This is a genomic window from Kitasatospora sp. NPDC048545 (assembly GCF_040651155.1).
Classification (GTDB): domain Bacteria; phylum Actinomycetota; class Actinomycetes; order Streptomycetales; family Streptomycetaceae; genus Kitasatospora.
This window is the reverse complement of sequence record NZ_JBEZIQ010000117.1, coordinates 1-8,036: the sequence shown is the minus strand read 5'-3', so window position 1 is coordinate 8,036 and position 8,036 is coordinate 1. Positions and strand designations below refer to the sequence as shown.

General features: G+C 72.2%; 8 protein-coding genes. 7 read left to right on the top strand and 1 reads right to left on the bottom strand.

Annotation, left to right across the window (positions count from 1 at the left end; all coding sequences use genetic code 11):
* The 3 genes from AB0D10_RS45435 to AB0D10_RS45425 form a co-directional block, all read left to right on the top strand.
* Positions 1 to 972: TraM recognition domain-containing protein (locus AB0D10_RS45435; protein WP_360268732.1), on the top strand; the 972-nt coding region annotated here is incomplete at its 5' end.
* Positions 973 to 1,284: 312 nt separating this feature from the next.
* Positions 1,285 to 1,527 (top strand): hypothetical protein, encoded by a 243-nt coding sequence (locus AB0D10_RS45430; RefSeq protein WP_360268729.1) that lies wholly within the window; start codon positions 1,285 to 1,287, stop codon positions 1,525 to 1,527.
* Entirely contained in the window at positions 1,527 to 2,678 is a 1,152-nt protein-coding gene (locus tag AB0D10_RS45425; protein ID WP_360268726.1) for a DnaB-like helicase N-terminal domain-containing protein, read from the top strand. The genes AB0D10_RS45430 and AB0D10_RS45425 overlap by 1 nt, the downstream gene beginning before the upstream one ends.
* A 378-nt stretch (positions 2,679 to 3,056) precedes the next feature.
* Here the strand turns inward: AB0D10_RS45425 and AB0D10_RS45420 are convergent, their stop codons facing one another.
* On the bottom strand, positions 3,057 to 3,977 hold the full coding sequence (locus AB0D10_RS45420; RefSeq protein ID WP_360268723.1) for a hypothetical protein: 921 nt from the start codon (positions 3,975 to 3,977) through the stop codon (positions 3,057 to 3,059).
* 107 nt (positions 3,978 to 4,084) lie between these two features.
* Here AB0D10_RS45420 and AB0D10_RS45415 point away from each other — a divergent pair, with 107 nt between their 5' ends.
* The 4 genes from AB0D10_RS45415 to AB0D10_RS45400 all read left to right on the top strand — a co-directional run bounded on the left by AB0D10_RS45415 (position 4,085) and on the right by AB0D10_RS45400 (position 7,887).
* Positions 4,085 to 4,351 carry a hypothetical protein gene (locus tag AB0D10_RS45415; protein WP_360268720.1) on the top strand — a complete coding sequence of 89 codons (267 nt, stop codon included), beginning with the start codon at positions 4,085 to 4,087 and terminating at the stop codon, positions 4,349 to 4,351.
* Between the two features lie 857 nt (positions 4,352 to 5,208).
* Entirely contained in the window at positions 5,209 to 6,417 is a 1,209-nt protein-coding gene (locus AB0D10_RS45410; RefSeq protein WP_360268718.1) for an MFS transporter, read from the top strand.
* A gap of 27 nt (positions 6,418 to 6,444) precedes the next feature.
* Positions 6,445 to 7,158, top strand: a complete 714-nt coding sequence (locus tag AB0D10_RS45405; RefSeq protein ID WP_360268715.1) for an HAD family hydrolase — start codon at positions 6,445 to 6,447, stop codon at positions 7,156 to 7,158.
* Positions 7,159 to 7,296: 138 nt separating this feature from the next.
* The gene (locus AB0D10_RS45400; RefSeq protein WP_360268712.1) at positions 7,297 to 7,887 is read left to right on the top strand and encodes a DUF4913 domain-containing protein; all 591 of its coding nucleotides are present in this window, start codon (positions 7,297 to 7,299) and stop codon (positions 7,885 to 7,887) included.
* Positions 7,888 to 8,036: the final 149 nt, after the last annotated feature.

The following is an 8,036-nucleotide window of genomic DNA, read 5'->3' as shown; positions in this document are numbered from 1 at the left end:
GCGGCGAGCAACACCCTCGGGTCTCTCTTCCTGGCGGCGGCGAGCCACCGCCGCCCGATCACCGACGTGCTGGCCTGGCTCGCCTCCCCCTCCGATCGCACCCCCGTAGACCTGCTCACCGACGCCGGCCACCACGCGGTCGCCGCCCAGCTCCAGGGCACCGTCACCGGCGCCACCGAGACCAGGGATGGCATCTACGAGACGGCGCGCCAGTACGCGAGCTGCCTGCTCGACCCGGACATCGCCGCCTGGGTCACCCCCACGCCCGACCTTGCGGAGTTCAAGCCGTTCGACTTCGCCTCCTCCCGCGACACGCTGTTCCTGCTCAGCAAGGACGGCGGCGGCAGCGCATCGGCGATCATCGCCGCTGCGACCGACGCGGTGATGCGCGCGGCCGTCATCGTCGCCGAACGATCCGGCGGCCGGCTCGACCCGCCCGCGCTCTGCGTCCTCGACGAGGCCGCGAACGTCTGCCGCATCAGCGACCTGCCGGACCTGTACTCCCACCTCGGCAGCCGGGGCGTCATCCCGATCACCATCCTGCAGAGCTACCGGCAGGGTCAGCGCTGCTGGGGAGAAGCCGGAATGGACGCGCTGTGGTCCGCGGCGACCGTCAAGGTCATCGGCTCGGGTATCGACGACGCCGACTTCGCGGACAAGCTGTCGCGGCAGATCGGCGAGCACGACGTGCAGACCGTCTCCGTGTCCGACTCCGGCAGCGGCAAGTCGATGTCGGTGTCGATGCGCACCGAGCGCATCCTGCCGCCCGACGAGATCCGCGCCCTGCCCAAGGGCAAGATCCTGCTCTTCGCGACCGGCATGCGGGTGGCGATGCTCAACATCAAGCCCTGGTACAAGGAGCGCTCCGCCGAGGAGATCGGCCCGGCCTCCGCCCGCGCCACCCAGGCCATCACCGAGCGCGCCCTCGCCAAGAGCACCACCGGTCGCGACGACTTCACCCTCTCCGCCTGACCGCCCCACCCGGCGGCGCCGACCAGGAGTCCGCCCTTCCTCGGCCAACGCCGCCACGGCCACTTCCCCTCCTCTGCTCCAACCGGGTATGCCACGCCCACCCGCCCACGCCAAGGCCCCGTCCGCAACCACAACGACCTCCACCGCCCTGAGAGTTATCTCCCTGGCGCAGGGGGTTCAGAGCAGCGCACCGCTGCTCCTGGCCGCCGAGCGCCGCGACGCCGCCAGTTCCGGCCGATGCCGTCACGGTGGCTGGCCCGGTAACCGCCCGCCGCAGCCGCTGAACCACCGATCGATTCCTGGAAGGTCTTCGTGTTCGACACCAACTCCCCTGCAGACCGCCGCCGTTCGCTTCTGCTGGCCGGAGCGCCGGTCGTCCGGCGGGGCGGCCAGTGGTGGCTGATCACCGACACCGGCTCGATCCTGGCCACCGACCCTGTCTTCACCGGTGAGCTTGACCGCTTCGCCACCGCGATGGCCGCCGCCGACCGCGAGGTCGCCCGGCTGCGGGACGACCAGGGAGCCGCCCCGAAGAAGCGGAAGGGGAAGCGGTGATGGACGCGCTGTTCAAGGGCGAGCAAGCCCTTCTCGGCGCGGTCCTGCTCGACCCGGCCCAGTTCGACACGCTGGCCTGGCTGACGCCCGCCGACTTCTACCGCCCGGCCCACCGCGCCCTGTTCACCGCGATGCGGACCCTGAGCACCGAGCGGCGGCCCGTCCGGGAAGCTGACGGCACGGTGCCGCTGTCGTGGGTGACCGACACCCTCGCCGAGGCCGGCCGCGAGGTGCGCGGGCTGAGCGCCTCGTACGCGCACACGCTGATCGCCGCGTGCCCGCGCCCGCAGAACGCCCCGGTGTACGGCCGGATGGTCCTCGAAGGATCCATCCATCGCACGGTTCTGGAGCACGCCGTCCGCCTGGAGCACGTCGCCCGGATCGACGCCGAAGCACAAGAGGTCGAGGGTGTCCTGCACCACGCCGACGTCCTCACCGGTGTGCTCGGCGACCTCGCCCGGCGCTGGGGCGCCGAGCCCCGGCCCATCCCGCCGCCCGCAACGGGCCCGACCGCTCCTCCCTCGCCGGTCGGGCCCGAGGAGGCCGAGGACGAGCGGTTCCTCCTGGCCGTCCTCGTCAGCCAGCCGGCGGCGATGGCCGAGGTCTACGACTGGCTGCGGCCCGGTGACTTCGCCGACGCCGGCCACGGCCAGGTCTACCGCTGCCTCGGCGCCCTCCACCATCGGGGCGAGCCGATCGACGAGGTGACCGCCCTGTGGGAGGTCCAGCGACGCGGCCTGCTGGCCGATGGCACGATCTCGCGCGAACAGCTCGACGCGCTCTTCGGCGGACCGGGGGCGGGTTCGGCCGAATGGCTGGGCGACCAGGTCATCCGCTCCTCCGTCGTCCGCACCGCCGCCGGAGCCGCTGCCGCGATCAAAGCACTCGCTGAGGGCTCGGCCATGGCGCCCGGCCGCCTCATCGGCCAGGCGCTGCACGCCCTCGGCCCGCTCGACGAGGTACGCGCCCGCTGGCACACGGCCAACCAACTCCTCTCCCCCGCAGCAGGGAAGGCCGCCCCGGCAGGGCGCTCGGACCCTGAGGCCCGGGTACGCGCGGCACTCTCCCGAAGCCCCCAGCCACCGCCCGCCCCAAGGACCGCCCCGCCCGTCGCCGCAACGGCCCAGCGAACCCCCGCCCGCTCGCGCTGAACCGATCCCCCGTCCCCTCCACCACGGGAGCCCAGCCACTATGGACTTCACCCTCGCCCGGTGCGAATGTGAGCAGCTCCACGCGCGCGCCGACCAGTTCGCCGACGCCGCCCGGCACCTGACCCACCTGAACCCGACCAGCCGCCTGTCCGCCCCCGAAGCGGCCTCCGACGTCCTGGCCGCCCTCGCGAGCCCGCAGCGGTACGTCCTCTCCTGCGCCGGCGACGTCAACGAAACCGCCGCCCTGGAACCCGACCAGGCCCGCGTCCACCACCGCGCCGTACTCAGCGACGCCCTGCTCGCGCCCGCAATCGCACGTACACGCCCTTTCACAGAACCTTCCAGGGGTACGACTGGGGATCCGGTCCGACGCCGCGATCAGTCCGCTCCGGGGAGCTGCCCCACCGCCTGGGCGCTGACCGTAGCCGTGACTTTCGCCCCGGGATAGCGGCCCTCTAGCTCCTTGACCAGGCTCTGCACCCGGCGGGGGGTCTCCCCCGGGCTGACGCCCCGCAGCACGGGAAGTGGCGGCGATTCCTTGCCATTGGACCAGGACCCCTCGATGACCAAGTCCGGGCCGATCATCCGGGATCCTCGTTCCCGGGCCTCTTGGGCTGCCCAGTCCGGCGGCGCCGTTCTCGACACCCTCAAGGTCAGGACGTGGCCAGCGTACTGTCCCTCTCGGACCGGCTCGGGAACCGCTGGCCTTGCGCGGCGCGGCTCCAGTGGGTGTCCGCGGCCGATCGGCCACAACCTAGGAGCGTGGAGCTCGCTGTCATAGGGCTGGAGGTACGGCCTGCCGGTTTCTGGGTTGATGGTCTTACGGGCCTGCTCGATCCAGCGCTCGAATTTGCGGGAGGGCTGCGCGCGCTCACCCTCGGCTTCCACCAGAGGGAGGTCATAGACCTCCGAGATGGCGCGCTTCGGCGAGAGGCCAAGCTTGAGCGCGTAGTTGTACATCGTGGCGATGGTGGCGGCCCGCAACTGCACGCCGTCCATCTTCTTCTTGTGCGGCGTGGGAAGGGCCAGGGAGACCACCCAAATCGAGCTGCGGGGGAGTTCCCTGGCTGCCTCAGCTGCCTTTCTTATGCGCCGGACCAGTTCGGGGTCGTCGGTCGGTCGCCGGGCGTTGCTCCGGGTTCGAGGGGGCGAGGCGTCCCGGACTGTGCGCGAGCTCCAGGTCGACCAGTCGATGTCGACCTCGATCACCCAGCCCGGCCACCCGTAGAGATTCCGCAGGGTGACGCCAGTCTCGGTGAGGTCCATCTCGATCTCACCGGACCCCATCCCGAATGCCATACAGCCACTATCTCGCAAGCCGGCATTCGGCACGTCGCGGTCGTCCGGAGAAACATCCCCGATTTTGTCGGGCAGGATCGCCCGGCGATCGCAACGATGCTCGTGCCATGACGAACTTCAGCTCTACCCAGACGCCTTCCGCCCTGCCCCAGCAGACCTACCCGGCTCCCACAGGCCCGGCTGCCGCGGCCCTGCTCCCTCTCCTGATCCTGCTCTTCGTCCTCGTCGTCCTCATCGTCGGAGCCGGTCTGCTCTACGTGACGCTCGCGCACCCCTGGCTCGCGACCCCGCTCACAGTCGCGGTCGCCGGCGTGACGGTCGTCGTCACGATCGCGGGAGTGATCGCCGCCTTCCTCGCCGTCTCCAAAAGGTAGACAGCGCGACGCACACCGCCAGGGCAGGATCGACGTCACCTGAAAGAGAGTGATGGTCCTGATCTGCCAGTCTCACGACGGCGGCACAAGTGCCAGCTTTGTGCCATCGAGCCCGAGACTGTGCCACGGAACCCGAGGCCCTACAGGTAAGGAACTGCGGCAGCCAGCACCCGGCGAAGCGCAAGAGCGGCGGCCACGGGCCGAACCTGGTCGACGAGGTGGACTGGCTGCTGCCGACGCCGAAGGCGAGCGACGGAACGAAGGGGTCGCCGAACAAGCAGCACGGGAACGGCGACCTGGCCCTGCCGTCCGCGGCGGCGTCCCTACTGCCGCCCCGAGGGCAAGCGAAGCCGGCACCCCGGGTCGGTGGCCGGGCAAAGGCTGGCGTCCGCCGCTGTCAGCAGTGGTGCTTCCGCTCTGGTCGCCCCCCGACGCCCCCGGGTGGTGCCAAAATGCCCCGCCCTCGCCCGCTGAGAGATGCTCACCCGGCCCGCGCCACCCCCGGACGCGGGCGACCGGCTTCGCGCGGAGGCCGTGGAGTGGGTGCAAGCTGGAGCCGGGCTGGGTGACTGCCACGCCGGGCCCCGGCCGGCCCGCCCAGCACACCCCCCTCGGCAACGGCCTCAGCCCCCAAGAAGCCGCCAGGGCACTGGAGCTGGCTCCACTCTTCGCGCGCTGCCCGCGCTGCCGCACCGGATGACGGGCTTCTACCTCGTTCTCCCGGCCGTACCAAATCCCGGAATCGGCGGACTCTTCTCCCCGCAGCCGCATCGACCCCAAGGGGCTGTCATGCCTGCGCATGCCCTGGTCCGGCGCGCCCGCGCGCCGCCGGCCCGTACGACCGAAGGACTTCCTCCTTGAGCACCACCACCGACCGCGGCCCAGCCCAGGACAGCGGATATCGCGCTGTCCTGGGTGCGCCGCACGTCACCCGCCTGCTGGGCGGCACCCTGATCGGCCGCCTGCCCACCGGCATGGCGCCGATCGCGATCCTGCTGCTGGTGCGCGCCGAGCACGGCCCGCTCGCCCTGGCCGGGCTGCTCGGCGCCCTGTACGGCCTCGCCTCCGCGCTCGGGCAGCCGCTGCTCGGGCGCTTGGTCAACCGCCACGGCCAGGCCCAGGTCCTCCTCCCCGCCACGCTCGTCGCCACTGCGGCGTTCCTGGCGCTGCCGTGCACCGGCCCGGCGCGTCACCCAATATTCGCCGCGCTCACCGTGCTGGCGGCGGGGCTTTCGACGCCGCCGCTGGAGGCCGGCCTTCGCGCCCTGTGGCCGCATCTTCTGCCTGACGCCGGGCGCCAGCGCACCGCCCTCGCCCTGGACTCCTCCAGCCAGGGCCTAGTCTTCGTCGCAGGTCCCCTGCTGGCCACCGGCTTCGCGGCCGGCGCCGGAGCGGTGAGCGCGCTGGTGGCGACCGCGGCGCTCGGCATGCTGGGCACCGGCCTGGTCGTCACCGCCCGCCCCTCCCGTACCTGGCTGCCTGCGGAGTTCGTCGAGGCCATGCACTGGGCAGGTCCGCTACGGATTCCGGGCCTTCGGGTGCTGTTCGCCGCGCTGATCGGCGCCGGTGTCGCGCTCGGCGCCGTCAACGTCCTGGCCCTGTCGGCCGCTGAGCGCCACCATGCCGGGTGGCTGGCCGGGGTGATGCCGGCCGCGCTGTCGCTGGGCAGCATGCTCGGCGGTCTCGCCTACGGCCGACACGCCTGGCCCGGCACCCCCACCCGGCACCTGGTCGCCGCCTCCATCGGCTTTGCCGCCGGATGGCTGCCGCTGCTGCCCGACCCCGCGCCCGCCGTCGCCGTCCTGGGCGCCGTCCTGCCCGGCACCTTCCTCGCGCCGCTGCTGACCGCCGCTTTCCTCACCGTCGACCGCCTCGCCCCGTACGGCGAGAGCACGGAGGCGTTCGCCTGGCTGATCGCCTGCATCGGCGTCGGCCAGGCCGCCGGCACCGCCCTCGTCTCCCTCGCCGCCACCGCCGGGCCGCTGCTTGTCGCCGCCGTCCCGCTCGCCGGGGCCGCCTTCGCGCTGTGGCTACTGCACCGCTTCAACGACCACCTCTCCGCCTGACCCTCCACGCCCCCAAAGGACACCGCCGTGAACACCCCCTTCTTCGACGCCGCAACCCCCTCCACCCGCATGCACGTGGTGTGGGACTGGAACGGGACGGTCAAGGACGACCTCGACGACCACGTCGACGCGCTGAACGCGACCCTGCCCGCCCTCGGCGGCGAGCCGGTCGACCGCGAAACGTACCGGGCCAAGCACACCGTGCCGATCCCGAACTTCTACGCCCGCCTGCTCGGCCGCACGATCACCGAGCAGGAGTGGGTCTCCAGCGACAACGCCTTCCTGGAGCACCTGCGTTCCCAGCCGGTGCGCGTGCGCGAGGGCGCCGTCGAGCTGATGGCCGCCCTGCGCGAGGCCGGGCACACCCAGTCGCTGCTGTCGCTGTGCCCGCACGACACCCTGCTGCGCGAGGTCCAGGAGGCCGGCATCGGGCACTTCTTCACCCGGTTCGAGGGCCGCACCGGGCCCTCCGGCGGCACCAAGGCCGCCCCGCTCGCCGCCCACCTCGAAGCCCTCGGCCTCACCGGCCAGGCGCACCGGGTGCTGCTGGTCGGTGACGCCGTCGACGACGCCGAGGCCGCCCACGCTTGCGGCGCGTACGCGGTGCTGCACACCGGCGGCCTGCACCACCCCGCCAAGCTCGCCGCTGCCGGCCACCCGCTCACTGACACCCTCACCGACGCCGTCGCCCTCGGCCTGCGTCTCATCCAGGACCACGGCACCCAACTGGCCTGCGCCTAGCACGAATCGACGGCCGGATTAAACCGCCGATCCTGCGGACCATCTCCCCCGACGAGCGCTTCACCGGAGCCCCGCTGTGACCAGAAGAAGACCCGCCACGCCCGCCCTCCCCGTCCGTACGAACCTCCTGGATGTGCCATGTCCGAGTCCGACCCGATGCCGGGCGCCCCCGAGCCCGAGCCGATCCGCATCCCCGACGAGGACCTCGACGACCTCGTCAGCGCCCTGAACCGCACCATGGCCGAGGTCCGCCAGCACGGCGTCATCCTCGACCGCCTCGGCTCCGAAGCCGACGACGAGACCGGGTCCGGCCCAACCGGGCCGGACCCCGGGGCCGGGGCCGAACCCGCCACCGCTCTTCCTCTGTTCATCCTCGCCATGGGCGGCGCCCAGTACACCGCCGAGCTGGCCGAGCTCTCGGCCTGGGTCACTCACCTCCTGCTGCCCGTCTACGGCCGGGAGATCGGCTCCACCCGCCCCTGGTGCGCGAAGTGGCACGAACACCCGGAGGCCGTCGCCCGCCTCCACGCGCTGTGGCTCGCATGGCAGCAGCTGACCGCCGCCGAGGCCGGCCAGGGCGGCCCCTCGACGTGGCACCGCGACCACCTGGACCACGCCCTGCTCCAGCTCCGTGCCCCGGACGGCCCGTTCGCCGCGTGCACCACCAGCCCGTCCCGGCTGGCCCACCGCGTCCTGACCACGCCCGACCAGCTGGGACTCGCCGCATGAACACCCTCGACTTCCGCCTCGACGGCCTCAAGCCCTCCGACGAGTCCCCCGGTCATGCATACAACTACCCCTGGGAGAAGGACTTTCAGCTCATCTCCCAGCACGACGTGGGCGAGCGCAGCTTCATCATCGCCTTCGACAAGACGGCC